Source organism: Pseudooceanicola aestuariicola (assembly GCF_045763785.1).
Lineage (GTDB): Bacteria > Pseudomonadota > Alphaproteobacteria > Rhodobacterales > Rhodobacteraceae > Pseudooceanicola.
The window spans coordinates 1-25,437 of record NZ_JBJGSF010000013.1 but is presented as its reverse complement, the minus strand read 5'-3'; the positions used below and the strand labels follow the sequence as shown (position 1 = coordinate 25,437).

The window sequence follows — 25,437 nt, the reverse complement described above, 5'->3', positions numbered from 1 at the left end:
CCGACATGGTCTACGGCTCCTAGCAGCGGCTAAATGCTGAAGCAAAACCAAGGGGATAGCTGATGCAATGGTGCCCCCACACGGTCCACAAATAGCAGAAAATTTTGGTTAAAAAAAAGGGCGATGTGGACCACGAAAATGGTCCAAACCGCCCTATACAAAACAATAGCTTACCAAATTTGTGGACCACGTTTTTAGCCGATCGCGCGCATGCCATTTCTCGCCCACGTCACGACATCAAACAGGAACTGTGGTGACACACGCTGCGGATTGGGAATCCCCAAAGCAGCTGCGCAAATCTCCGAACAGAACCATTGGTCAGGGTTGTGCCGACCAAACGCCAGCACCTGTGATAGCATCAAGCCAGCGTAATCATAGCGCGCCCCCAAGCGGTCCCTGATGAATTGACAAGGTGCTTCAGCATCCATCCGCAAAAACACTAAGCCCCAGCTTTCTGCAGTCAAAAGAATGCGCTTCTGCCGCACCCCGCCGTCACGACCGGACGCTGAAAGACACATCGACCAATGCCCAGGCAAAGCCGCCCCAGAAATCAGCTCAACATGCGAATAGATGCCGCCCGTCACGCTCCGAATTAAACCGTCCTGAAACCGCTGGAAGACAGTATTGCCACGCCCTCTATAGAACGCCAGCGTGACAGTCACGGCGCGCCGTTAGAAGGTGAAGACTGAAACCCGGCACGTAACTGGTCAAACCATTCAGCGCAGCGCGTTGTACGCATATTCTGACGGGTCAAAGCACGGTCAATCTTCAGCAAGGCCACATCCAACCGGTCACCCTTCTGGACACCAGCCCGCGACAGGGCGCGACAATCTTCAGGTAAAGCTGGCAGGGTTCGTTCAGCGGCGCGCGCGCCTCGATCTGCGCCTACAGTATCCAGCCGCGCTTCAGTTTGATCGCAGGCGGCGCAGAAGGTCACCATCGACAACACCTTCAGCATTGATGTCAGTTTCATTTTCGAAAGCCTCCAGTTCTGCGGCAAATCGAAGGGCCTCCCCTTCGGATGCCTGCACCTTTTCCTGCAAGACGCGGTTTGCGTTATCTGCCACAGCTGCGCGCCGCCTCATTTCCGCCAGTTCAGCTTCTGCAGCAGCCAGTTCGACCTGCAGCACATAGCCATCACGCGCGCTTTTTACGGCCTGCGATTTATCCGCGACATGCCAAGCCCACCCACCGGCACATAAGATGACGGCAAGGCCAACACGGCTGGTCAGCAGCCGCCATCCGAACTTCAATGCAATTGAAATCATTCCCTGCCACCCCATCCGGTTTGGCGACTGACCCACTCCATGCCATGGGCAACGGTAAGGTTGCCAATGACCAAGGGCAGCGCAAGCGTTAGGATAGCCTGTGTTCCCTCAAGAGAACTGCCAGCTGCCTCTTTTGCAGCGGACCACCCAAAAGCGATGGACCACAACAAGAAAACCGCCCACGCCTGTTCACGCTTACCCGACTGACCGCCGATGACAAACTTTCCGAAAAGCTTCAGCATGTCATGCCTCGTTGGTCAGCTTGGCACCACTAGAAGTGATAACCGGCAGGGAACTGAGCCCAATTTCTGCAGGTGTCGGAGATCCTTCCGGCCAGTGGTATTGTGCGTTGCGTGCGGTCGGGCTGTAGGGATTGATTGAAACCATGTTCCCTTGGTTTCCACCAAGACCCATGATGTTTCCATGGCGGTCACGACCTGCGACAAATGTCATGTGACCACTGCCGGGCCTGCCGGGTCGCTCCATCGACATGACGGCCCCAAGGGCGGGACCATCGAGGCGGGTGCCATACCCATTCCAGCGCCAACCCAATGCGGCCGCACGGTTCTTGCTCACGATAGGCAGACCAGCAGCCTGCACCATCGCGTTCCCGAACCCCGCGCACCATGGCGTTTCATCATCCTTGAACGGTAGCGAAAGACGTTCCCACCACCCCAAAATTTCAGCGTTGTGATGCCGCCCTACAATTTCGCGAAGCCCTAGGTGACTGTAGGCCAAACGCAGCCAAACCGGCATAGGGTAGCGCGCGCCATCCGACGCGATATTTGCAGCGACTGGTCGAATTGCCTTACGCAGCGCCATGATGGTCACAGGTCCAACATAATCGCGCGCCCGCAAACCCCTGGACTGTTTGAAAGCGATAGTTGCAGCCGATGTTTTGGGTCCGTCAATGCCGTCGATGCGGCCATGGTAAAACCCGTAACGCTTCAGCAACTTTTGCCGTTCTTTGATGGTCATAGTCATGTCCATTCTCCATAGAAAAAGCCCGCCTAAAAAGACGGGCCGGTCAGGTTGAATTGATGTGGATCTGCGCTGGTTTTAAAGCAGGCGTAGCAATGGACGCAGAAGGAACTTCAGCGCAACCAACGGGAACAGGTATGGGAAACGCAGGCGGTAACCATTTGGCAGTTTTTCGACCAGCTTGCGCTGTATGTTGTCCGTCCAGCCGCTACCACGGCACCAGACCACAAGGTGTCCACCACCACTCGGCGAACGGCAGTGCCAGAACAGATACTTGAAGGTCACCAGCGCCCACCAGAAGCGCAGCAATGATTGCCGCTCCCATAGCCAGACCAGCGTCAGCGAATAGTCTTCACAGTCGCCGGAAACCGGACCTTCAGCAGCCAAGATGCGCCAACTATCCCCTTCATCGCTGGCATACCTGAAACGTTTATTCAGCGAATTTTGAATTTCATTCATTCGTATCAGCCTCCATTTGGGAAAGAATTGGCACCTCGAAGCACTCCTCTTCAGGGTCAATCGGATCATCTTTGGCGCTCATACCGGGGCAGCTGATATAGCTTGGGCGAACGCAAAGTTCCGCACCGGGCCGCAGCCGACGCGGTGTTGAAAATTTGAATGGAAGGTTGATGTAGGACGTGCCGACATCCTTAGCCGCGCCCGCGAATGTGATTACATCATGGACTTCATTGTCTCTAGGATTGCGGTAATAGTAGTCCACGGTGCCCGGCACTATCTGACAGGCCAAAGCCGCAACCTTCCGCCGGACGCGAATGTTCATTTCGCACGGGACGCCATCAATGCAGTAACCGTCGATTGGCCCTGAACGGTCACTGATTTCGAAAATGTCTGTTGGGATAGTCAAGCGCCGTATCGCTTCAGTATTCTGCGCGATGGCGCGTGCATTATCCAGCATCAGCTGGCGGTCTTCTTCCCTCTGAAGCAGCGCTTTTTCAGGGTATTCAGACCACGCCATTATGCCTGACCATACATCAGTGGAATAGGCGACAATTCCTGCCGTCACGCCGCCCACGAATACACCGATAAACGATTTCCTGAATGCTGAAGGCATATCGCGCCGCCACTTCTGAAGTTCCGTCAGTTTCACTTCTTCAGTCATTCGGCCTTCAACCTTCCTTCAAACGATGTCCGAAGACCGCCTGATTTCGTGTAAGAATGCTTCACCATTTCAGTGATGAATTCGCGGCCATCCACGCCCGGACGCACGCCAAGATATGTCAGCGGCTGACCCGCCATCAGCGCTGGACGCCCGACAATGGCACAGGACGTCTGCACCAGACCGCGCTTCATCTCGCGCGCGCAGGCTTCAGCTGCCAATTGCGCTTCAGCTTCCGAACCAAAGGGGTCGCGCATGACGTGTTCGCCATCCGCTTCAGGGTCACAATCGACGATGACGACCCGCCGCTTGGCGTTGCCACGATCCTGATAAAACGCCTTAACCTTGGCAAACCGGTCAACATCGCCTTCCGACACGCGGCAGCTGCCTTCTACAATCGAAGTCGGAATAATGACTGCAGCCGAAACTGACGTGCCATCAGCTGTTTTGCCCGCGCCGCGTTCAAGCCAGAGCAACGCCCCATTCTTGATGGTGAAAAGCGCACCATGGCGATTGGCAACCCGTTCCAAAAAGTTCAGGTCTGATTCATCCTGCTGGCCAATCCATGGGTAAACATGACCAGAAACCGCATCTGAAATCTTGGGGTCCAAGCCATATTCACCAGCGATTTCCGCAACGATGTCCCTGACTGAAGTGTCATCCCAATGGCGTGACTTTTGCGTTTTCATTTCAGACCGCAGGTCAGCTGAATGCCCGCTCACCGTGATGGTGTAAGGCAGACACTTGTGGTCAACACGGTCGATGACATAGGCGCCTGCAAAGGCACCACCAGCGCCAGACTGGATGGTGACACTGGCCACCGCGCCGCGCCGCGGACTGGCAAAATGCGGTGCGGCATCGCTGAAGGTCATTTCCAACGTGTCAGACCGGATGCCTTCGCGGTCAGTGATGGTCAAACTGACCAGGCGCTCAAAGAACAGCCCGGACACAGGGACACCATCGATGTCCACCAGAACCTTTGGATGCGTCATCAGTCCCACAACCTTACAGTTTGCTGACCTTGCCGACTGGCAGCAATGTCAGGCAGGACAATCGACAACCCGACCGGCAAACGGTGCGCAACCGCTGCGATGTCCGGGTTTGCATCCAGTACCTGTTCAACCGCCCCCGCCTGACGGCCATAGTGGCGCGCACAAATCAGGTCCAAGGCATCATTTGTGGATGTGACATGAACGGCCGGCATCAAATGACCCCCAACAGTGAAAGCAATGAAAAGCCCGACCCAATACGCCGGACTTCGATGGAATATGCATTTCGCCCAGGTTCACCCGTGCGGTTGTGGAAAGCCCGGTCTTCATCGACCTTCTGAATTGCGTGACTGCCAAAAACCTTCCCGCCCAAAGACACAAGCATCAGCGGAATTCCATTTTTTGCCGCCAACCGCACGCCTTCCAACGTACCAGCGCCACCCCATTCCAACGGGAACAGGACGCCGTTTATGGTGACGACTTCAGAGCGCGGGCCGGTCCACTGCAGGGCATTGAAGCGCCCTGCAGTTTCAATTTCAGCCCATGTGGTGTCCAGCTTGCGGCTGACATCGGTGTACCCAAAGCCATGCGAACGGAACATAAATGGCCCCAGGGCCATGGTTACTGGTCCAGACATCAAGTGCCCCCTTAATCAGAAAAGCTGGCATTGAAAGTGGCAGCAATTCGGTCACCCAATCGGGTTTCGATAAGATCAACCAACCCTTCAGGGTCCGACACACCGGATGGCGCGACGATGCTGATGCTGCCGATTTCAACACGGGCTGACATCGACCTGCCGGATGTGCCCCCACCAGCGGCTGCAGCAGCGGCTGAAGCCCCAACCATCGCAGAAGCGGTCAATGCAGCCATGCTGGCAGAACGGACCCGCTGCGCGCCGCGCGACACGCCCGAAGCCTGACCAGCCCCGGAACCGAAATGCGACATGAACGCAGCCTGCGCCTGACCCACATTCAGGATGCCACCGGAAGCAGACGGCACGAACCATTCAGATTTTGGCGTGTGTTCGTTCACCCGATAAGGCAAACCGGCACGCACCGAACCACCAAACGCCCGCGCACCCGCTGGCCTTGCAGGTGATGCCGCCCCGACGCTTGCGCCCGGCATCGATCGCAGTTGCGCAGACAGTCGCGCAACCTTTTCCAACGCACGATCTATTGACGCGGCATTGATTTCAGGCGTTGCTTCCGTGCCATCCAAGACCTGCAGTGCCGCAGTCAGCGTGGCTGAACGTGCTTCAGCATCGACCAGTTCAGCTTCGACGTCCTGCAGTTCCCGTTTGCGCAGCGCCATCGTCTGCTGATGCGGCATGGCCATCGACGCCGCCATTGGTCCCTGACCGATGTTGTCGATGTCACTCTGAATTTCAGCGATTTCAGCGCGCAGCGCAGCGGCGTGTTCCCGCAAAGCCTGAAGATGGTCAGCCGTAGGCAAGCCAGCGGATTGCGACGAAACAACGGTGCGCGCCGCAGTCTGCTGTTCAGGGGCCAAACGGCCAAATCCCGGCGCAGATGTGACAGGTGCCTGCAGGGGCGAGCGCGGAAGCGGTGCCGCTTCTTCCTGCCCCATCAGCCACTTCAGCCAATCCGGCGCTTCAGGCCATGTTATAAGACCGGCCATGTCGAAATCAGGGATGAAATCCCAAGACCAGTCAGGCAGATGGTCCACCCACTTGAAGGTGAACCAATGACCCCAATCAATGTCAGGCACAAAAGTTCGCCACGCCAGCCTTGGCACATAGGTCATCCAAGAGACAGGCACCAAGAAATCCGACCAGGAAAACCCACTGACCCAATCAGGCCAATCGACAGCGGACATGAATTCGGACCAATCGACCTGCGGCAACCAGCCTTCCCACGAAAACGCACCCCAAACCCGCGACCAGTCAATGGATGGAAGGTATTTATCCCACCCCAATGGCTTAATCAGCAGATGCCATGCGAGTTCACCGGCCAGTGCAGCCCACCCAATGACAGGGATAAAGCGCAGCGCCCCACGTCCGATCCACGCCAGCGGCCTAATCAGTGAAGACCACCGCAGCCTTCCAGCCGTAGCACCCCAACGAATGGGCGGAATAAGCCCTGTCACCCACCGCAAAGGCGTCACCAGCGTTGACAGCGCGAAGCGCGGCAAACGCCGCAGACCCGCAAAGCGCCCCGCCAAGCGGGCCAACCCGCCACCAGCGAAGATCGCGCGCGCGCCCAACCCCACCAGACCAAAGCGCAGAACCGCCATAGTGCCGATCAGGCCAGCTGCAGCGGTCAACAGAAAACCACCAGCGACGGCCATGCCGCCAAGGGCAAAGCCCCCCATGACCAGTGTCTTGGTCAGCTTTGGATTTTGCTTTGTCCACGCCACTGACTTGTCGATGAAGACCTGTGACTTCGACAGCAGTTCATTCAAGGGCGGCAAGACCACTTCACCGATGCTGACACCCAAGCGGGTGGTCTGGTTGCGCAGCAACTGCATGTTGTTCGCAGTGGTGCGCGACCGTTCAGCATATTCCGCTTCAGCGCTGCCAAGGTATTGGGTTTCGTCAGCCACCAATGCCAGCATTTCCGGCATCAGTTTCATGTTGTTCATCAGCTTTGTCAGTTCGCGGGCTTCATCGCCAAACAGGTCCGACATCACCGATGCACGCAAATGGTCCGGCAGTTCATTCAGACGCTGCATGACATCCATTGTGGTGCCAACAGCGTCTTCCTGCATCGCGCGCGCCACGGCCACCGCATCCAGCCCAAGGCGCTGCATGGCCCCACTCTGCCGGTCGGTTGCACTCTCACCCCGAACGAGCGCGCGGCCCATATTCCGGAAAGACGTGGCTGCAGTGTCAGCGCCAGCCCCCGCTGCAATCATCGCCGCGCCGATTGCCAGCGTTTCCGTGCTGTCAAAACCAAAGTTTGACCCGTCAGCACCAGCCCGGTTCAAGAAATCCAGCGTCTGGTCAGCCCGTGCTGCAGAATTGTTCGACAGGTAGTTCATCGCATCGAACAGTGAACCCGTCTGGTCCAAATCCAACGCCATGGCTGTCTTGATGCTGGCCATCGCATCGCCGGACTGACCCGCCGAAATATCAAAGGCCACACCGATCTTTGCGGCCATTTCCGCAAATCGCGCCAGTTCCTGCTGTGCCACACCCGACTGACCACCGGCGGCAACGATTTCAGCCAGACCCGTCGCAGCAATCGGAATCCGCGTGGACATTTCCAGAATGTCTTCCGACATCGCCCGGAAAGCTGCAGGGCTTTCAAAGTCCACGACCTTGCGGACATCTGACATGGCGCTTTCGAATTCGACCGCCTGCATAATTGGCGCAGACATGCCTGTCAGCATACGCCGCCCGGTCTGCATGGACGCATTGCCCACAAAACTAAGGTTTGCAGCGGTGGCCAAAGACCGCTGCATCCGCTCACGACCTTCAGCGATACGGTCCTGCATTTCCTTCAGGCGCTGCATCCGGTCAGCCTGACGTGCGAACTTGCCGTTGGCGGCATCCAGCGCACCCGCAAGACGGCGCTGTTCCCCCGCAAGGTCAGACGTGTCAACGCCAGCCGCCTGCATCTGCCCCTGCAGCCCGCGCAGTTCCGCCCGATTGCGCCGGTGCTTTTCTTCCAGGCGTCCAGCCGCTGTGCGCGCGCGCTCAAACTCACGACGCATCGCCGCTGTTGGGTTCTTGGTCGAACGGATGGTGGCCAGCAGCTGACGGGTCTTTTCGTTTGCCGCATCCAACGCATCAGCGGACCCACGCACCACCGCCTGCTGACGCCGGAAGTCCTCAATCATCTTCAGCGGCCCGCGCAGCCCCTGCATGCGCCCCATTTCAGACCGGACTTTGGACGCAAAGCGACCTGTCACATCTGTCATGTTCCGGATGTCAGACGAGTATTGGTCAACAGCCTTGATGACCAGTTCCGTTGTGATCCGCTTGCCTGCCATTGTGCTGCATACCTTGAAATTTTAGGGAAATATGCCTACATCTTAGGCATGGACATTTTTGCGATGATCTTTGCCATCCTGATGATAGCCGCCGCCATCGCGGCGACGGTGGTCTTGGGTGTCTACGCAGGCGGAATTTGGGGCGCAGGCGCTTTCGCGCTGTTTCTTGTCGCGCTGTATCGGGCATGCATTCATCAGAGCGGCCCCGACCGGAAAAGAGACCGGGACACGCTCAATGCTTTTCAGCAGCCGCTGGCTGACGATTAAGACTATTCGAACTTCAACCGTGTCGCGTCCCACACTTTCTGTGCGGTGTCGTGCCATTTGTTGAAGTCCGACATCTTCATCATCATGACCTGCGGCAATGGTGTCGACAACACCGACGCCACAAATCCGGCGGCAAAGCGCAGGTCTTCCGCTACTTTGCCGGGCTTCCGTTTCCCGAACTTTCGCCAGCCTTTTCGCCTTTGTCAGCTTGGAAACCTAAGACAGCTTCAGCTGCAGCATTGACAGCTTCAAGGTCCGAATCCTTGATCTTGCCAACCACAGCTTCAGACACGCCCGTCAAGCGCGCCAGCCAGAAGCGGTTCACCTTGGCTGCAGTGACAGGGGAATGCACGGCCATTTCAGAACCGTCTTCCTGCTTTACCTTTTTGGGTTCCGGAAACGATGCTTCCAGTTCCGCATAGGCAATTTGGGCGTCCAGGTCGGGTTCATCGAATGTCAGCTTTTCATAGGTCTGACCATCGACCGTGACGGGCCGCGTCAGCGGGACTTCAATTGGCAGGTCCATTTGCGCGCCCCTTTACAGCAGAAGCGCGGCACGGATGTCGCTAGTCTGCGACTGGCCACCGACTGCCACGTTGAAATCATCCGCCTCGATCATTTCAGCGCCGCCGATTTCCAGCTTCAAATATTCCCACACAAACGTGTAGTCAGTTTCTGCTTTGTCGCCAGGCTTCCAGCTGCCAAAATCCGCTTCCTTCAGGAAGCCGCGCAGGTAGCAGGTGGCGTTGGTCACGGTGCCATCTTCATCGACCAGCGCGCCGGTAATCATCAACGTGTCAGTGGTGCCCTGCATGCCGTTGATCGCGGCAACGGTCGCGGGGTCCAAAGCGGTCATCTTGAACTTGGCGTTTTCGCGTTCATAGCCTTGGCGAATTTCACGCTCCATCACCATGCCCGCATTGCGGATTTTGTCAGTCTTCACCTTGAAGGGTGGAATTGTCATTTCTGACGCTTGGCCAACCTTCACGTCTTCGTTCAGCCACATCGCACAATCGCGAAGCAGGAATGCCGGGGTCGATTTCATGTCTTATCTCCTGAAAGGGCCATCAGCGATGGCATCAGTGCAGATGCACCGGCGGCGCATCTGCATCTTGGGTTGGTGGATTGACCGGGCTTCAGGCTGCTGCCTGAAGCGCCGCCTTGGTCAGTTCCAGATAGTATTCGATGTTGCGGTGCGCGATGAAGCGGATGTCTTCCATCGGCGCAGGCGGTTCGAAATCAAGCGACAGCGTGATGCGGCCAGCTGCCAGTTGCGTTGGTTCGTTCAGGTCTTGGTCCAGCCAGACACGGCCCCCGATAATTGCACCTTCAGCAATGAAGGTCCGCATGGCGGCATTGCCGGACTCGATCATCAACTTGACGTTCGCTGCCGAAAACGGCTTGTCCACGAATTCAAAGTAAGCCTTTTCGATGGCTTCATTGATGAAGTCAGCGGTGCGACGCACGGCAAGGAACACCCAAAGGTCATCATCCGTCGCGCCACGGTTGCCCCAGGTGATGTACCCTTCACCCGTGTTGATGACCGTGTTGACGTGGTTTTCGTTCAGATAGTTCGAATGCGCGCCATAGGTGACAGGCCGGGACACGCCCGTGATGCCGTTGATGGCCTTGTTCGACAGCGAATGCCAGAAGCCCAGCTTCTTATCGACACGAGCCTGAACACCGGCAAAGCGCGCTGACGCAGGCCGCGCGACGTTGGTGCTGGTTTCGGTATCCCAAACCAGAACCTTGGGGTCCACAACATAGACACGCTGCGAATTGATCTGCTGGCGGTAAAGGATGGCAGTAGCATCATCCGTGTCAGGACCATCGACAAAGGCCACAGCCCGCAATGCATCCAAAACACCAACGAGTTCTGCAACCACGGGATTGGCAGTTGTACCGTCGCCAGATGTAAAGCCCGGTGCCGCAATCAAGCGTGGCTTGATGCCAAGCATTGGTTCGGATTTCAGCAATGCATGAACACCAGTGCGCGCCGTTGCGTCACCGACCAGATTGGACATGGTAGCAGCCAGATCCACACCTTCTTCTACGCGAATGACAACCGTGTAGGCACCAACTTGGTCGAACACGTCGTCAATCGCGTCCTTCAGGGTGCCGGTTGCGCCAATGCCAACAGCATCGGTTGGCGTGCCCTTCAGCAGCACCGGCGTGTTCAATGGGAACTTCACCGGGTCAGCATCAGGTGCCGTGCCCAATAGGCCCACGACAGCCGTCTGGGCCACTTGCACCAGAACAGGGGTTTCATTCGATTCCGACAGTCGCGTGCCGTGATGGTAGCTGATGTCAGCCATGGGTCTTTCTCCTTTGGTCAAAAGAAAACCCGGCACGCTGGCCGGGGTGAAAAGCATCTACACTTTTCAGGTTTTGCGCTGATGCGCCCTGCCTGCAGTCCGTAATCGGCAAGCAAGATGTCAGGTTGAAAATCGGCAACTTATGGTTAGTACATCGCTACAACCGCCAACGCGGCTTCCGGACAGACTGGCCAGTTGGCGTCGTCGGAAATATCTAGGTCAAAATCAGCAACCAAAGTGGCCACGTTGCCTCTCATTTCAGCAACCCACGCCAGTGATGCCTCAACACCCGCAATGACCGACTTCTCTTCATCAGAACGGGCGCTGGCCGTTTTAGAAGAAGCGTATGCAGCAGCCGTCGCCATGTTCATCTGCGTTTCAGCTGACGCTGCGGCGTAGATGCGACGGCGGCATTCGCCCTTAACAGATTTCTTGCGAACGCCCCGCTCGGCTTCCACAATTACTTCTTCTGGATAGCCCAGCGATTCAGCGCCAGCACGGTCAACGGAAAGTGTGGTGCGGCCATTGTGAGAAATATCAAATTGCATTTTTCATGCCCCTTAGTTTGAGAGATAGTTGGTGCCCAACGTGCCGCCGTCAGTTTCCGTCGCGCCGTTGGCAAGGGTGAAAGCGGTTTTACGAATATTGAAAACGCCCGCAGATGCAGCAACAACGGCGGAAATAGGGCCATCCAGAGTGGTCACGAAAAAGCCCAGGCCTGCATATCCAGACTCGTAAACGCTAATGACGCCAAGCGTCACTTCCGGCACGCCGCCTGTTACCGTGCAAGTCTGAAACCCTGCGAACCGCTCCCGACCTCTTGAGCCGCTGAAAACAGAACGTCCTGAGGTTACCCAGGATGCATTCGGGTCTGGGCTTTCGGTTGGAAGCTGAATGATGCAAGTGCTAATTTGAATGGAGCAGGCGTGACCGATAAACCCATACATCACATTGCTCCCGCCTTCTAAAGCCGCAATATGTTTGATAACCGGCTTTCCAAGAGCAAGGTCCCCCGTATAACTGAAATCAATTGTCATTCCGCCAACATTAACGTGGGCGGAAATTTCATGTGTTTGACCGGCTTTTAGACGAACAACTGCATATGAAGAACGCGGCAGGGAATCTACCGCTTCTTTAATCGTTGGATATGTTGCCCCTACTGGGGCATCAAGCGTGCTGTCGACATGGACCTCTCTGCTCAACTCAGACGAAATAAGGCCTTTCAAATTGCCAGAAAGCGCCGCGTAGGCAGCTTGCGCAGCTGCTACATCCCCATCCCAACGCGGCTTCTGACCTTGGAAATATTCCAGCAAATCATCGAATGCAGCAATCTGCCGAAGCTGCGCTTCATAGGTTGTTTCGACCATCAAAATTCTCCTGTGATGTCATGGATGCGGTCTGACAGCCGCATGTTTTCAAGCGCATTCCGCGCGGCAATGGTGGAAAGGATTGCAATTTCCTTGGTCAGCAAAAGCTGCAGCGGGGGGCCAGCGGACACGATGTTGATGCTGGACGGGTCAACCGCTTCCAGAACCAATTCCAGCGCGATGGCCGCACGGGAAATCGAAGACTTCCAAATCAGCCCCTGCGTTGGATGCGATGCGATGGCGAACAACGTGCCATCATCCAGAAAGAAGCCGACTTCCTTGATGAAATAATCACCAGGCCCTTCGACCACGAATGAAATATCGGTCTGACCATTTCCGACTTCGCGCGCATCTTGGATTTCGACCCGTTGCCTTTCGCCAAACAACGCGGTTTGCGTGGCCTTGCCGTTGGCGCTTGTCGGCACGACATAGCCGGAACTGCCCACCGCAACATGGGTGATGTTTACCTTGAAGCCGCCTTCTTCAGCAGCAAGCGCGGCTGCGAAACCCGCTTCAGTGATGACCGGGGTGAATGTTTCTGACATTGGCTTCCTCTTGATTTAGGCGATGCGTCCGCGCGTCACGGAAATCGCTGATGCGTGACCCGCCGGGGTCGATTTCAACGGCAGACGTGGCGTCTGCTGGATGACATTCATGCGGAACCGCGCAAAGCCGATGACGGATGCATTTGCCCCCATGACCACTGGCTGCAGGCGCAGCTTCGCACCCACCGCGACGGTGAAGCCGCGTGACACGGGTGCGACACGCTCAATCACCGCAATGATGGACCGCACCATCTTTTGATTGATGAACACTTCTTCATCGGAATAAAGCGCCCGCCCCGCATAGGCGGTGACATCGAACGTGCCCGGTGCCGCTTCCGGCGAAGCCTGCCACCATTCCACCAGTTCTGTGCGCACGTCCAGGGCATCCAAAGCGCGCTTGATGGCGTGTGGTGTACCCTTGAAACGGTGAACTTCCGCAGACATCGCGACCACGTTGCGCTTGATGTCTTCCGGCCAATCGACATCCCAGACATCCACCGAATTTTCCCATGCAAGATGGTCCAGCAGGGCTTCAGAAACCGTCATGGGGTCTTTGGAAATCATCGCCACTGGCAGCATGAACAGCCGTTCTTCAAGGATGTCCAAGGCGCGCGCCAAATCCGTGGCTGTTTTGGGCAACATGCTTTGCGTTCGATCAAACATCACGCCACCCACCTGACACAGCTTCAGCCGTCAGATTGACGGAAGTGCAATACGGCGCTTCAAATGGCCCAATATCCAGGTCAGCAGCCGGATGCGTGATGACTACATCCACGACACCTTCAACGCTTAAGGCAGCGGCCAAAGACGTGCGATACAGCTTGCGGCCAATCCGCAGGCGGTTGCTGATAAAGGCTTCAGCCGTGGCCTGCGCCGCAGCCAGCACGACACCCGCAGACGCCGCTGACGTGACGTGCAGCACTGCTTGGATTTGATAGGGCACAGGGGTCGCAGAAATGACCGTCAGCTTGTCAGCAACCGGGCGGCGCATGTCAGGGGTGCAGTTGCCAAAGACAGCTTCCAGCAACGCCGCGTCAGCCGTTCCATCACCTTCTGACGACAGCACAACCATCTTTGGTTCAGCTGCAGGAATGGCAGGGTCCAGCCCGTGGTTTGGACCATAGACAGCGACATCCACAACCCGGTCATCCGCATCCAGCGCCCAATAGACATAAGACCCTTCCGTTCCGTGCGGTGAATAGGCTTCCATGACCAGCTGAATGCGGGCACGGAATGCTTCATCATTTTCCAGAATGATGTTCTTTGGGTCCGCATCATCCAGAACCTTCCGCACAACCCCGCGATTTGCGCCGATCTGGTCAAGGTCAGGGCCGCGTGCCGTCGAAAGAAACACAGACCGAATGGCAGTGTTGATTTGGTTCGACAGATACAGTTCACGCGCCGCAGCTGCTTCATTCAGGTAACGCATCGGACTGGCCGCAATGTTGCGCGCAAGCGCCATCGCTTCAGCGACCCTGGGGGCTTCGAACACTTCAGACAGCTGCGCTTCCAGTTCCTGAAGGCGCGCTTCCAAAATGGCGTCGAAATCCAAGACCGCAACAGAAGACATGTCAGGCAAAGTCGAAAGGTCCAGGGCTGCAAAACGGCTCATGCGGCAAGGCTCCAATTGTCCACGCGGGTGCCCTGCACCCGGATGACTTGCGTTTCATCATTCACAACCGTGTCGTCGCCCAAATGGGCATTGGGCATGTGGTTGCCCTTCAGCTGCAAAGACATGACCCCATCAGCACCGGCTGAAAGGCTCACATCCGTCAGTTCAAATCGCGGCTCCCAACGGTCAATCGCTTCAGCAACCGACACATAAAGCGCCATGATGTTGGCATCGTTCATGGGCATGTCCACCATCGCAGGGACATCAGACCCAAACTGACGCATGAACACGCGCGTGTTCAGCCGGGTCACCAGTATGGTTTCGATGGATTGAACAACATGCGCCCAACCATCGACCGATGCCCCCGTGTGGTGGTTCAAATCCATGCGAAATCAGTCCTTGGCGTCAACTGCAGGCTTGGTTTTTGCGGGCTGCTTTTCCACGGGCTTGTCAGCAACCGTCGCGGCGACTGGCGAAACCGCCTTCAGCCCGGTGCCATATGGTGCAACGTAGTATTTCGCAGCACGTTCAGTCATCTGGACTGGATCACCGACTTTGCGGTGCTGCCCCCCGATGAAACGCGCTTCAGTCACTTCATAGTTCTTCAATGCAGTCATGGTCTTTCCCTTCAGTTTGGTGTTCCAGTGTTTGATGGTCCTGCCGTCACGCCCTTGTGGTTGTGCGTGTCGCCAATGTTCTTTCCGTTGTGAGACAACGCGCCACCGGTATTGACCGCCCCTGCAGCCGATAGCGTCAGGGAATAGCCACCGATGGTGATGACGATGGCAGACCCACCGCCCGTGGCCTTGATTGATGCAGCACCGACTGACAGCAGCACAAATTCATCACCGGCACCCGATGGCCTGCCATTTGATGCTGAATTCAGGCTGCCCTGAATGGTTGCGTCATGCAGGTCACCGCTTTCTGACCTGATTTCGACCTGTTGCCCGACCGATGGCGGGTTGTGGGTTTTGTTGGCACCAGCCGCCGGTTCCGTCCATGGCAACCAGCCTGTCAACATGGGGGCATCACCTTCCGTCAGCCGCACACGGGCAAGCCCGTTTGCGGCATCGACTTCAGTGACCACACCCGTGCGACCCTGCGAACCGATGCGCCGTTCCAACGCTGCCAACCGGCGGCGCAGATCATCCATTTGTTCAGACAGACCCATCAGCTGCGGTCCACGACTGAAGACGGACCTAGCACCACGGATGCTGCAGGCACGCCATCGAAGGAAAAGAGGCGCAATGAAGCCGCGTCGCGCGATGTCATCCCGGTCAGCGCTTCAAAGTCCGGGTATTCAGCAGCACCAGGCTGACCCAACATCTGCCGGAAAAGGCCAAGCTGCTTCACATCGAACTGTTCCATCAACGCCAGAAAGGTTGGCCACTGACTGCCGTCAGCGAACACCTGACCAAACGGTGGGTCCGCATAGGCATCGACCGTCACCTTCAGCTGACCGCAAGCCAGGCGCACGTTTTCCGCCGCACTGCTGGACCGGACCTGCGCCTTGGAAACCAGCACGCAAAGATTGCCGAACACCTGCGACCAAGGGTTTGACGCATCTGTCAGAACACGACAAATCTGGCATCCGAGAATGTCCAGAATGGCTTCGAACTGCGCATCAGTCGATGGCAACCCTTCGATGATTTCGGTGACACCGGTGTCCTTGTTCAACTCACCCATGGTCAGCGAAACACCGCAATTGAACGTCAGTTCAACCCGACCGTTCGCACGCAGCCCGGTATCACCCAAATCTTCCGCTTTGCTGTTGTCCGAATAGACCGCAATGAAGGGCCGCTTCTGGTCCGTTTTCAGGTCACCGTCCACGGTCTGGTCAATGGCTGAAATCTGGCTGTCCAGAACATTCGTGCCCACCATCGTGCCCCCTGCCTTCAGGGCTTCGACAGCAGCAATCCGCAAGGCCATCATCGTCAGTGACATCAGGCATCCCCCAAGTCGCAAATCAAACGCAAGTGTGACCGGTCATCGACCATCAGAACTTCAAAGGCAGGTTCACCCGCGCGGTCCAGCGCCACGAACTTGTCACCCTTGCGCACATCAATGTCAGGATGAACCGAACGGTCGATGCGCAGGTGCCCACCTGCAGCTGCAATTCCAGACCGCGCGTTGTTACCGCGACCAAAGTTCATCTGTTCCGTATCGCGGTCACCAGTTCGAACAACCGCAGTGAATTCGACCTTTTCGCGCGTCAGGTCTTCCTGACCATCAGACAGCGGAAGATGCCTAAGCGTTTCCGCCCAAACATCATCCACCGCTTCCATCAGTTCTTCGCGCAGCGCGCTGTCCATTAGTCCTGCAGCGCAGCCAAGGCTTCTTTTGCGACCTTCAAAGCCTCAATTTCCGGACCTGCAGGCTTGCCAAGACCCATCGCATCCAACGCCGCCTGCGCATCCGTCACAGCCTGTTCAGCCGCTTCGACCTGTTCTGCCTTTTCAGCAGCTGCCTTTTCTTCAGCGGTCGGTTCGACCGACTTCTTTGCAGATGTCTTTTTCTTGGGTGCCTCGCAGTGTTCTGCGATGCCGTCCTGAACAAGACTGTCAGCATAGAACCCCGGAACCTGAACGGGTTGTCCATCCTGCACCTGAACGTCATCGTCTTCACCGGCCATGTCAGCTGGAATTGTCAGATTGCCTTTGCACGCAACCCATTTTTTCTTCGCATTTGCCATGATTGTCTCCTGTTCTGGCTGAATGCCAATGCGGTTCATCGCATGGGGATGCAGCCAATGGCCCGGCATTCTCATGCCGGGCCTTTGCTTTGCGTCGATAGGCTTGGAAGACCTTAGATGGTCAACTTGCGCAGCGCGCCCGGACGGGTGCAAAGCGAAATTGCATTCATCTGTGCATCCAGATGACGCCCCTTGCCATTCGGCATTGGGTATTGGTTCGCATAGCGCGGCAGGCCAATCGTGTTGACCGTTTCTTCCAGGTCAGCAGGCGCAAAGCGCGTGATGAACAATTCCGGCACGCCGGTCGGGAAAACACGGGCTTCATTGTCCGCAATGAACGCAGAGTTGCCATTGGCGACCGTGGCACGACGCCCGGTGCGGTAACGCTCCCAAGTTACACCACCAACGCGGAAGACATCAGGGGCACCATCGCGCAGCTGATAGCCTTGGTTGTCGGCAAGGAAGGTTTCGCGAACTTCCTTTTGGTCCCACAGCGCAGCATGGAATTCACGGCCACACATTGCATGAATGCCGTCATAGGTTTCGTCCAAATCGTCTTCGATGGAATAGACCACATCATTCTTGATTTTGGTGGCGATGCCCGCGACCTGCCCACCAAGACCCATCACCACGGGTGCAGGAACAGCCAAACCAAACCGGTCATAGAGGTTGTGCAGCACACGCCCCTTGCCAGACAGCACGATGCCCTTGATGGCACCGACCCGCTGGTGTTCCAATGTCGCATCGAAGCTACGCGCGTGCTTCGCCAGCTTGGAATCAACGCGGTTCTGGACGGTTTCAAGCTGGTCGGTTTCACCCAACATGCGCACGCCCTGAACTTCATCGGCCAGGACTGCATCATTGATTTCGAAATGGTCAATTTCGAACGGGATCAACCGGCGGTCATCATCGTCCGTTGTATTGCCGGGTCCACCCCGCGCAGAAGGTTCAATGATGGCAAGTGTGCCATTGTTTTCTTCGATTTTGACAGTGGTTGTCGAAACCCCTTCTTCATCGAAGATCTCGGTTGCACCGACTTGGCCGGGCACGAACGGTTGATTGTTCAGCGCAGCCGTCAGCGCAATGACTGAAAATTCTTCCCACATAGTCTTCTTTCCTCTTAGCGCGCGCGGATGCCGACAGCGTTCAGCTGTGCGACCTTGGCGGCAGTCTTGGCTTCATCATCAACCGAAGCATCGAACTTCAGTGTCGGCAGTTTGGCTTCAGCATCACGATCAATGATGGTGACTTCGACATCAGCTGATGTTGCATCAACCGAATATCCCAAAATTGCCGTGGCCACTTCTGCGCCTTCGATGCCAACGGTTTCGGCGGCGGGCGATGGAACAAAGCTGCCAGCAGCGGCAGTCAGTTCACCGATGACGGTTCCCGCCTCGACAACACCCGTTCCGGCCGGGATGGTGGCTTGTGCGCGTGAACGCCGCCCGGCTGCCTCCGACAGAAGGAAAGACAGATTGCGGGTCTGCATTGTTACGTTTTCCATGTGTTACGCCCCTTTTCGTGCGCGACGGCTGGCATAGATGCCGCCAGTGTCGATGGTTGCGGTGGTCTTCTTTGGCGCTGCGGCACCCGAACCAGGCTGCGCCAACGCGGCAGCGGCTGACCGGCTGGCCTGATAGCCCTTGGGGTCTGCCGGTTCATCACCAGCAGCCGAAGGCGCATCGCCAGCAGCCGCTTTCAGCGTGTTGATGGCGTCTTCTGCCGACATTTCGGTGTCGAAGGCCAAGTGCTTCGCAAGCCCTTCGCGCCCCTGCGCTGCATCGTCTTCCGTGATGGCCTTGATGCGGGCCTTCACATCACCAGCGGAAACCGTTTCTGCCGTTGTGGCTGCAGGTTTCGGGTCCGCTGTTGCGGGTTGTTTTGCCATTTTGGGTTTTTCCTTTTTGGCTTGGGTTGGGGCAGCGGACGCCGCCTTCTGCGCCTTGGCTTTGAAGGTCCAATCCTTCTTTTCTGCCATGGCAACGAGTCGTTCGGGGGCGTTCGCGTATTGCCTGAAGTCGAAGGCAGTGACGCTCGAAGACTTGGCCTTCACAGCGTCCGTCGCAAAACCACGTTCAACAGCTTCATCGGGTGTTAGCCAGATTTCGCCTTCCATTTCTTCCAGAAGGTCTTCGACATCTTCGCCAGATTTTTCTGCGTAGATTTCAGCCATGCCGCGCCCAACCTTGCGAGCGCTTTCAGCGTAGCTTTCAAGGTCTTTTGCCTTGCCATAGGCAACACCTGACGGGCCATGAATCATCATCTGTGAACCCGCGCGCATCGTGATCGTGTCACCTGCCATTGCAATCAAGGATGCACTGGACGCAGCCATGGCATCCACAATCACCGCGACATTGCCCTGATGCGCCACAAGCGCATTGTAGATGGCGATTCCGTCATCGGTGTACCCACCGCCCGAATTGATGCGGACGGTGATGTCAGCGCTGCGGCCAACTTCAGCCAAAGCATAGATGACATCCGTGGCCGTGAAGCCTTCATCCCAAAAGTTATCACCAACGAACCCGTAAAGAACGAGTTCGCCATCAACCAAAATGGTCATTTCTGTCTCCTTTGTTCAGGTAAAGCGAAAGCGTTTTGCGTATCGGGTACGTTTCTGACCGCCGCCCGACCTGGCACATTCGCTTTCATAATGCGCAATCAAGGACGCCAACCGGCGGTCATTGGCGCGCATGAAAGTGACTTCTTCACCGTCGATGCGCACGGTTTCCCGAACACCGCCAACGGCCAGCTTCAGCTGCATCTTCTTCAGTGCAGTGACCACATCACACGGCTTGGCGATGTCGATTGTGTCAGCGCCAATCTTCACAGTGCTTTCAATGCTCATTTGATCACCTGCGGTGTTTGTGCCGGCGCATCTTTGGGTGCATAGGGTGACTGCATGCCTGCCTCTACATAGCGCCGATGTTCGCGCTGCCGTTCTTCAAAAAGCGCATCTGAATCAACACCCAAATCGCCGGTTTCAATGGCCACCGAACTGGTGCCGTTCTTCAGGCGTTCCGTTGATGCCTTTGCTGATTTCAGGTCATCAGCAGTTGGCTTTGGTGGACCTTGCCAACCGGCCAGGCACACCCGCGACCGGTTGGCCCTGAATGCGCGATACCCACCTTTGAACGGAATGCGCCCTTCACCAATTTCTTCGTCCAGCCAGTTTTCATAGGCCATCTGACACATCGGTGCTGCAACACGTTCACGCCGCCGGGCAACCACGGGCCACAAAGAAGACGTTTCCATCCGCACGCTGGCATAGGTCGCGTCCGTGTAGTCCATCGTCAGACCGCCATAGGAACAGCCGATTGTGCGCGCCATGTCGCGCGCCAGGCTGTTGGAAAACGGCAGGAAGTCTTTGCCCGGCACATTGGCTGTTTCCAGCGCGAGTTTCTGACCCGGACCCAAATGGGAAACCTGCGGATCTGCACCCACTGAAATCCGGCTGTCTGCGGCAGCATCCAGACTGCCCGAAAGATATCCCAGATATTCCTTGCCATATTCTATACCATCACCACCCTGTTCCTTCAGGACTTCCAGCGCTTCATATGCATCCGCACTTGGCGTTTCGCTGGTCAGCGTGATGGCAAAGATGGTTTGCAAAAGAGCCATCTGCAGCGTGGCGTCATCCAGCATTTCAGCTTGAATATGCTTGCGGAACGCAGGGGCCAGCTTGGAAATTCCCCGGACATCGGTGGCATCCATCGGGTCGAAGATATGCATGACCAACGACCGGCCATCGGCATCAAATGCAGCATAGTCCTGCTTCGCGCGGACGCCATCCAGGCTGGTGTCGAACCGATAGGACACCGGACGGCCCTTGCCGTCATGGCGAATACCTTGGAACATCCCGTCAAACGAATTGGTGTCCTGCACCAGCTTTTGGGGTGGCACCAGACACAGCTTTGTTCCGGTCGCAATGCCGTAGCGGCTGCGGTCGGCATCATCGAAGAAATCAAAGACACCCGTGACTTCCCCAAAAGCGATGTCCCACCGCAGACCAATATCGACCATTTGCGGGCCGCTCAATTTTCCCCGCATGTCGCATTCTTTTTTGTCGTGCCAGAACGCCTTCCAGCGGCGCTTCAATATCCGAATGAATTCAGCCTTTTCTTCATCGGAATAACCAAGCCCGGTCAGGTCCGGGTCAGGGTTCAAGGTCAGACCAACACCAACAGTGTCCGCAATCACTTGGTCGCAGGCACCCTTCAAACGGCCTGAATTCTGGATAAGGTCCATGGCCAAACCCGCACTTCTCGACCAGGCACGCCGGATGTCATCCCGGCTATTGGTCAGCGGCGCGACCCGCGATGCGATAGCGCCGCTTTTTGTGTCGCGCAGATACCGTGCCGTTGTCCGGTTTGAAACGGAACCTTCTGGACCTTGCGAACCGTTTGGACGCATCAGATGCAGCGCTTTTTTGATAAGGCCAGTCACAGCTGTTTCTTACTCCATTTATTTCGGGCACGCTCTTTCACGCTGTCCGATTTGTTCTGCGCTTCAGCCTCATTCACCGCAGCTGGCTGCACCGGCAACAACAGGTCTTCGAAATCACCCTGAACGTCTTCTGGTGGACACTCACGCGCCGCCATCAGCTTTTCCCATTCGGTGTCAGGCAGACTGCGAACCCCCAAGCGGGTGGCTGCAGCTTCAGCCTGCAAATGAGTGTCCAGCCCTTCATTGGCCTGACTTGGGTCTTTCACCCACAGATAGCGGGTGAAGCCGGACTTGGCTTTTTGGGCCTTGCGTGATTCCGCCGTCAGCTGCCGGAAATATTCATCTTCCAGCCCCCGTGGCAGCGCCACATATCCGCGTTCTTCCGGGTCAATTTTCTTCAGGTTCCGGTAAAGCGCCATCTTCAGAACGGATGATGCGAAGTTATAGAAGCGCTTTGAATACCGGACAATTTTGCCCCGCCGGTTGCGCTCTTTCTTCACCACGGCCAGAAGCGGCGCGCTTTCAGGATGCACGCCGCGAACCATGATGACGCGACCCGCCGGATGCTTGCGCGCCCATTCCCAGACGTCTTCCGTGTAGGCGTTGCCGTCGATGGCCAGCATGTCGATTTCGACCTTGCGGCCATAGGCATTCCGGAAACCCTGCTTCAGCAAACCGTTCAGGTTCGCCTGACATTTTTCATCCGAAATATGACCGGTGAAGACACCATATTCCACGACCGCGCGGCGCTTGTTCTGCCCCCATGCAACCACCTGCCATTCAACCCGGTCACCCTGACAGTCAACGCCGCAGGTCAGCAGCGGATAACCGGCAGGAATGGTGCCATGCACATAATCGGATTCTGACGCGCGGTCGCGCAGGTCTTCCCAAGGTGGCGATTCCCCAAGCACGCGATAGGCTTTGCCAACCACGTCATTCCAGAAGGTCTGTTCCTTTGGCGGGTCACCTTTCGCGGCAAGCCATGAACGCGCGATGCGCTCAAAGGATTGCAGCAGTGAATAGGCCGACCAGATGTAGAATGACCGATGCACGCGCTTCATCTTTGGGTTCTGCGCAACCCACCGCGCGCCCTTCAGCATCTTTGGCCGATGGTGTTCTTCAATCGCCTGACCACATCCTTGGCAGACAAAATGTGCTTTTTCTGGATGGTCTTCATCCAGATTGGCCAGCATGTTTTCCCAATCAAGGGTCTGCATGTGGCCACACGCATCATCCGGGCATGGAAGTTCCAGAATTTCCTGCGAACCATCTTCATAGTTCTTTGTGATGCGACATCCCGGCACCACCATGGGTGTCGAAATCTTGAAAATCTTCGCAAACTCATATCCCTGACTGCGGCTGTCAGCTTGCGTTTCCGGGTCACCGGCGCTGTTCATGTCCCACTTGGCAAGGTCATCCTGCACCTGACGGGACATCGAAACCTGACTAAGTGATGCAGGTGAATTTGCACCCGAAATCTGGATTGCCCCGCGACCGTCGCGGCGCTCCTTATAAAAAACTGAATCCTGACCGTCGCGGGCCTTCAGTGGAAAAATCTTGCGCAGCGCCGCTGTGCCTTTCAGCATCGGTGTCAGCTTCATCTTCGACCAGCGGCGCGCGTTCTCATCCGTTGGGTGGACATAAAGAATGTCGCCAGGGTCCATGTCCATTGAACCGCCGGTGAAGATGTTGGCCAGCACGGTGCCGCCCAACTGCGCTGACTTCGACAACGTGACGATGCGGCACGGGTCATTGGGTGAAAGCGCCTGCAGTATTTCATCAAAGTAGCTGAAGCGCTGCCGATTGTAGGGGCCGGGCATCGGACTTTCGCGCTGCGAAAAGACAATGTTCTGTTCAGCCCAGGTCAGATAGTCAACGTCCGGCGGTGGGTCGATGACATCCGCCAAGACATCATGCGCCATCCATTCCGCACTGGTCACACCCACATCAAGCATCTTTAGTCCACCTCGATCGAAGCCACCCTTTCCTTGCTGGCAGCGTCAGCCCGTGCCCTTTCCTTCATCGCTGCCGTTGCCCGGACTTTCTTGAATTCAGAACGCAGCAAGTGCAGAACATCGCGCTGCGGAATGTCGAACTGCGCAGAAATCGCTGCGCCCAAATCTGGAAGTGATCCCTCAAAAATCTGCAGCATCATGCTGGCCACGCGGGTCATCTGTTCGCGGGCATCATCAGCAGCCACCAGCATTCCTTGGCGCAGGGCTTCTTCAGACGCCTGAATGCGGTTGGTGCGCAGCTGCTGTTCCAGCTTTGCGCGCTTCAGCTGGTCTTCAACCGTGTCCACTTTTGGTTTTGCCGGTGGAACTGCCGTTGGTTGGACTTGAACCGGTGCTTCGTCAGCCATTGGAAAGTCGGGCTGGACTTCTTCCGCTGGCTGGTCAGCAGATGGTTCTGCATCGGTGGATGTCCGTGTCTCGATGCCATTGCCAAGCGCTTGCCCAATGTCGCGATTGCGGCGCACTTGTTCGACAGCGACGGACACAACCACCTTTCCCTTTTTGCCGGGTTGGGTGAATGCGTCATCGCGCAAGATGTCACGCGATTTCCACTGACTGACAGCCGCGCGGCTGACACCCATGTGGCGCGCAAAATCTGCCTGCGTCTGATGCTCCTGTGCTGGCTGCATGGTTTCCAAAATTTCCCCGGCGGGCTGCGCTGATGTCGATTGCCAAGCGGCTGGCTGTTAAGCAGCACCCCTTCACTGTTAAGGCTTTACAAAAGCCGTCTGACTAGCGAACCCTCGGGCAGCTTACGCCCCGCGTGCGTTCAGAACGGCGTACGGTCCCTAAATTTTTCGACGCTAGAGTATAAGCTAAGGGCAGGCGTCAAACGCCCAACACCCGATTGATTTCATGGTCAAGACGGCGCGGCAGGACGTCCGCCACAAGACCTTCGAAGGCTGTAGCAGTTGCGCCCTCAACCATTTCGATTGGGATGAACACACCAGACTTCAGCTTCTCCAATTCAGTGCGACCACCAATGCGCTGGAAGACATGGCCACCCATGTTCAGCGCCACACGTCCGCGCACGAAGCTGCCACCCTTGATGAACGCCCCTTCAAACAGTTCACGTTCGCCACGGACAAAAGCAGTCACCCCGCGCCGTGTCTCACGTGCCTTGAAGTATTTCAGCGACACGTCACCACCGGACGATGACAGGCGGTATTCCAAATCCTGCCACGATGACCGCTTGACCTTCACAGCCTTGCGTATGGTCTTCTGCGGCAGTCCTGTTTGCTTGGCCAGTTCACGCACCACGCGGGTCCGCGCCATGTCTCCTGTACGGTTCAAGGCGCGATTGACTGCCTTTGGGCCATCCTGACCCAAAGCACCGATCATGTTGCCAAACCGCTCAAGGTCGCGCACATCGACTTCACCAACCCTGAACATGGCAATCCCCAAACTTGTGAGTGCGGTGTCCAACACAATTCGTTTGGACTTTTTGGGCACCCACACCTAACCGCACTCATAAAAAAAGCCGGACGCAGCATTCTGCATCCGGCTTGGCATAGTCAGACCGTTCAGACCTAAATCAAAAGGTCAGGCGACGTGGTGAAAACTGCAACGGTGCGCGTACGCCAAAGCCGCATCGCATCATCGACCATAGTGCTGGAAGCAGCGCCGCGCGTTGCCATCGGTTCTTCCAACGACTTTGTGTGCACCGCATTGAAGGCAACACTGCTCAGCCCGTATGGTTCAACATCGACATGCGGCAGAACGTCCAGCCCCGTCAGCACGTCCACATCATGGAACATCGACATTTCATAGACGCCGACATCCGGCTGCAGTTCGATCAGCACGTCCACATCATGGAACATCGACATTTCATAGACGCCGACATCCGGCTGCAGTTCGATCAGCACGTCCACA

The 25,437-nt window shown here is 56.6% G+C and carries 34 protein-coding genes; 1 reads left to right on the top strand and 33 read right to left on the bottom strand.

The window, feature by feature from the left end; translation table 11 throughout:
* Positions 1-194: 194 nt before the first annotated feature.
* The 10 genes from ACI3GR_RS19685 to ACI3GR_RS19640 all read right to left on the bottom strand — a co-directional run bounded on the left by ACI3GR_RS19685 (position 195) and on the right by ACI3GR_RS19640 (position 8,237).
* Positions 195-662: a hypothetical protein gene (locus ACI3GR_RS19685; protein WP_407496933.1), complete on the bottom strand. Its 468-nt coding sequence runs from the start codon at positions 660-662 to the stop codon at positions 195-197.
* Between the two features lie 243 nt (positions 663-905).
* Positions 906-1,268: a hypothetical protein gene (locus tag ACI3GR_RS19680; RefSeq protein WP_407496931.1), complete on the bottom strand. Its 363-nt coding sequence runs from the start codon at positions 1,266-1,268 to the stop codon at positions 906-908.
* Positions 1,265-1,510: a hypothetical protein gene (locus ACI3GR_RS19675; RefSeq protein WP_074635183.1), complete on the bottom strand. Its 246-nt coding sequence runs from the start codon at positions 1,508-1,510 to the stop codon at positions 1,265-1,267. Before ACI3GR_RS19675 ends, ACI3GR_RS19680 begins: the two co-directional genes overlap by 4 nt.
* 1 nt (position 1,511) lies before the next feature.
* Positions 1,512-2,252, bottom strand: coding sequence for an NlpC/P60 family protein (locus ACI3GR_RS19670; protein ID WP_407496929.1), 741 nt, complete (start codon positions 2,250-2,252; stop codon positions 1,512-1,514).
* A 75-nt stretch (positions 2,253-2,327) separates the two neighbouring features.
* Positions 2,328-2,708, bottom strand: coding sequence for a hypothetical protein (locus tag ACI3GR_RS19665; RefSeq protein ID WP_407496928.1), 381 nt, complete (start codon positions 2,706-2,708; stop codon positions 2,328-2,330).
* On the bottom strand, positions 2,701-3,369 hold the full coding sequence (locus ACI3GR_RS19660; RefSeq protein ID WP_260005422.1) for a hypothetical protein: 669 nt from the start codon (positions 3,367-3,369) through the stop codon (positions 2,701-2,703). Before ACI3GR_RS19660 ends, ACI3GR_RS19665 begins: the two co-directional genes overlap by 8 nt.
* A complete protein-coding gene (locus tag ACI3GR_RS19655) occupies positions 3,366-4,358 on the bottom strand; it encodes a phage late control D family protein (protein WP_407496926.1) in 993 nt (330 codons plus the stop codon). The genes ACI3GR_RS19660 and ACI3GR_RS19655 overlap by 4 nt, the downstream gene beginning before the upstream one ends.
* The gene (locus tag ACI3GR_RS19650) at positions 4,358-4,570 is read right to left on the bottom strand and encodes a tail protein X (protein WP_260005427.1); all 213 of its coding nucleotides are present in this window, start codon (positions 4,568-4,570) and stop codon (positions 4,358-4,360) included. The genes ACI3GR_RS19655 and ACI3GR_RS19650 overlap by 1 nt, the downstream gene beginning before the upstream one ends.
* Positions 4,570-4,992 carry a phage tail protein gene (locus tag ACI3GR_RS19645; RefSeq protein WP_407496925.1) on the bottom strand — a complete coding sequence of 141 codons (423 nt, stop codon included), beginning with the start codon at positions 4,990-4,992 and terminating at the stop codon, positions 4,570-4,572. The genes ACI3GR_RS19650 and ACI3GR_RS19645 overlap by 1 nt, the downstream gene beginning before the upstream one ends.
* 11 nt (positions 4,993-5,003) lie before the next feature.
* Complete coding sequence (locus tag ACI3GR_RS19640; RefSeq protein WP_407496923.1) at positions 5,004-8,237, bottom strand: phage tail tape measure protein; 3,234 nt, start codon at positions 8,235-8,237, stop codon at positions 5,004-5,006.
* Between the two features lie 21 nt (positions 8,238-8,258).
* Here ACI3GR_RS19640 and ACI3GR_RS19635 point away from each other — a divergent pair, with 21 nt between their 5' ends.
* Positions 8,259-8,576 carry a hypothetical protein gene (locus ACI3GR_RS19635; protein WP_407496921.1) on the top strand — a complete coding sequence of 106 codons (318 nt, stop codon included), beginning with the start codon at positions 8,259-8,261 and terminating at the stop codon, positions 8,574-8,576.
* A 151-nt stretch (positions 8,577-8,727) separates the two neighbouring features.
* Here ACI3GR_RS19635 and ACI3GR_RS19630 read toward each other — a convergent pair whose 3' ends face one another.
* From ACI3GR_RS19630 to ACI3GR_RS19520, 23 genes are all read right to left on the bottom strand, one after another.
* A complete protein-coding gene (locus ACI3GR_RS19630) occupies positions 8,728-9,102 on the bottom strand; it encodes a phage tail assembly protein (RefSeq protein WP_407496919.1) in 375 nt (124 codons plus the stop codon).
* 12 nt (positions 9,103-9,114) lie between these two features.
* A complete protein-coding gene (locus ACI3GR_RS19625; RefSeq protein WP_407496917.1) occupies positions 9,115-9,621 on the bottom strand; it encodes a phage major tail tube protein in 507 nt (168 codons plus the stop codon).
* 91 nt (positions 9,622-9,712) lie between these two features.
* Positions 9,713-10,891, bottom strand: coding sequence for a phage tail sheath subtilisin-like domain-containing protein (locus ACI3GR_RS19620; RefSeq protein WP_407496915.1), 1,179 nt, complete (start codon positions 10,889-10,891; stop codon positions 9,713-9,715).
* Positions 10,892-11,037: 146 nt separating this feature from the next.
* A complete protein-coding gene (locus ACI3GR_RS19615; RefSeq protein WP_407496914.1) occupies positions 11,038-11,439 on the bottom strand; it encodes a hypothetical protein in 402 nt (133 codons plus the stop codon).
* 12 nt (positions 11,440-11,451) lie between these two features.
* Positions 11,452-12,258 (bottom strand): hypothetical protein, encoded by an 807-nt coding sequence (locus ACI3GR_RS19610; RefSeq protein WP_407496912.1) that lies wholly within the window; start codon positions 12,256-12,258, stop codon positions 11,452-11,454.
* Positions 12,258-12,803: a phage tail-collar fiber domain-containing protein gene (locus ACI3GR_RS19605; protein WP_407496911.1), complete on the bottom strand. Its 546-nt coding sequence runs from the start codon at positions 12,801-12,803 to the stop codon at positions 12,258-12,260. Before ACI3GR_RS19605 ends, ACI3GR_RS19610 begins: the two co-directional genes overlap by 1 nt.
* A 15-nt stretch (positions 12,804-12,818) precedes the next feature.
* Positions 12,819-13,445, bottom strand: a complete 627-nt coding sequence (locus tag ACI3GR_RS19600; protein WP_407496909.1) for a phage tail protein I — start codon at positions 13,443-13,445, stop codon at positions 12,819-12,821.
* 13 nt (positions 13,446-13,458) lie between these two features.
* A complete protein-coding gene (locus tag ACI3GR_RS19595; RefSeq protein WP_407496908.1) occupies positions 13,459-14,415 on the bottom strand; it encodes a baseplate assembly protein in 957 nt (318 codons plus the stop codon).
* Positions 14,412-14,801 carry a GPW/gp25 family protein gene (locus ACI3GR_RS19590; protein ID WP_407496906.1) on the bottom strand — a complete coding sequence of 130 codons (390 nt, stop codon included), beginning with the start codon at positions 14,799-14,801 and terminating at the stop codon, positions 14,412-14,414. Before ACI3GR_RS19590 ends, ACI3GR_RS19595 begins: the two co-directional genes overlap by 4 nt.
* A gap of 6 nt (positions 14,802-14,807) precedes the next feature.
* On the bottom strand, positions 14,808-15,032 hold the full coding sequence (locus ACI3GR_RS19585; protein ID WP_407496905.1) for a hypothetical protein: 225 nt from the start codon (positions 15,030-15,032) through the stop codon (positions 14,808-14,810).
* Positions 15,033-15,043: 11 nt separating this feature from the next.
* On the bottom strand, positions 15,044-15,586 hold the full coding sequence (locus tag ACI3GR_RS19580; RefSeq protein ID WP_407496904.1) for a phage baseplate assembly protein V: 543 nt from the start codon (positions 15,584-15,586) through the stop codon (positions 15,044-15,046).
* Positions 15,586-16,359 carry a hypothetical protein gene (locus tag ACI3GR_RS19575; RefSeq protein ID WP_407496902.1) on the bottom strand — a complete coding sequence of 258 codons (774 nt, stop codon included), beginning with the start codon at positions 16,357-16,359 and terminating at the stop codon, positions 15,586-15,588. Before ACI3GR_RS19575 ends, ACI3GR_RS19580 begins: the two co-directional genes overlap by 1 nt.
* The gene (locus ACI3GR_RS19570; RefSeq protein ID WP_407496900.1) at positions 16,359-16,727 is read right to left on the bottom strand and encodes a hypothetical protein; all 369 of its coding nucleotides are present in this window, start codon (positions 16,725-16,727) and stop codon (positions 16,359-16,361) included. The genes ACI3GR_RS19575 and ACI3GR_RS19570 overlap by 1 nt, the downstream gene beginning before the upstream one ends.
* A complete protein-coding gene (locus ACI3GR_RS19565) occupies positions 16,727-17,107 on the bottom strand; it encodes a hypothetical protein (protein WP_407496898.1) in 381 nt (126 codons plus the stop codon). The genes ACI3GR_RS19570 and ACI3GR_RS19565 overlap by 1 nt, the downstream gene beginning before the upstream one ends.
* Before the next feature lie 113 nt (positions 17,108-17,220).
* Positions 17,221-18,213, bottom strand: coding sequence for a major capsid protein (locus ACI3GR_RS19560; protein ID WP_407496896.1), 993 nt, complete (start codon positions 18,211-18,213; stop codon positions 17,221-17,223).
* A 14-nt stretch (positions 18,214-18,227) separates the two neighbouring features.
* A complete protein-coding gene (locus tag ACI3GR_RS19555) occupies positions 18,228-18,611 on the bottom strand; it encodes a head decoration protein (protein ID WP_407496894.1) in 384 nt (127 codons plus the stop codon).
* 3 nt (positions 18,612-18,614) lie between these two features.
* On the bottom strand, positions 18,615-19,667 hold the full coding sequence (locus ACI3GR_RS19550; RefSeq protein WP_407496892.1) for a head maturation protease, ClpP-related: 1,053 nt from the start codon (positions 19,665-19,667) through the stop codon (positions 18,615-18,617).
* 15 nt (positions 19,668-19,682) lie between these two features.
* Positions 19,683-19,952, bottom strand: coding sequence for a hypothetical protein (locus ACI3GR_RS19545; protein WP_407496890.1), 270 nt, complete (start codon positions 19,950-19,952; stop codon positions 19,683-19,685).
* Positions 19,949-21,550, bottom strand: coding sequence for a phage portal protein (locus ACI3GR_RS19540; RefSeq protein ID WP_407496888.1), 1,602 nt, complete (start codon positions 21,548-21,550; stop codon positions 19,949-19,951). Before ACI3GR_RS19540 ends, ACI3GR_RS19545 begins: the two co-directional genes overlap by 4 nt.
* On the bottom strand, positions 21,547-23,505 hold the full coding sequence (locus tag ACI3GR_RS19535; RefSeq protein WP_407496886.1) for a phage terminase large subunit family protein: 1,959 nt from the start codon (positions 23,503-23,505) through the stop codon (positions 21,547-21,549). The genes ACI3GR_RS19540 and ACI3GR_RS19535 overlap by 4 nt, the downstream gene beginning before the upstream one ends.
* Before the next feature lie 2 nt (positions 23,506-23,507).
* Positions 23,508-24,203, bottom strand: a complete 696-nt coding sequence (locus ACI3GR_RS19530) for a hypothetical protein (protein ID WP_407496885.1) — start codon at positions 24,201-24,203, stop codon at positions 23,508-23,510.
* Between the two features lie 190 nt (positions 24,204-24,393).
* On the bottom strand, positions 24,394-24,990 hold the full coding sequence (locus ACI3GR_RS19525) for a phage tail protein (protein WP_407496883.1): 597 nt from the start codon (positions 24,988-24,990) through the stop codon (positions 24,394-24,396).
* 104 nt (positions 24,991-25,094) lie between these two features.
* Positions 25,095-25,437: hypothetical protein (locus ACI3GR_RS19520; RefSeq protein WP_407496881.1), on the bottom strand; the 343-nt coding region annotated here is incomplete at its 5' end.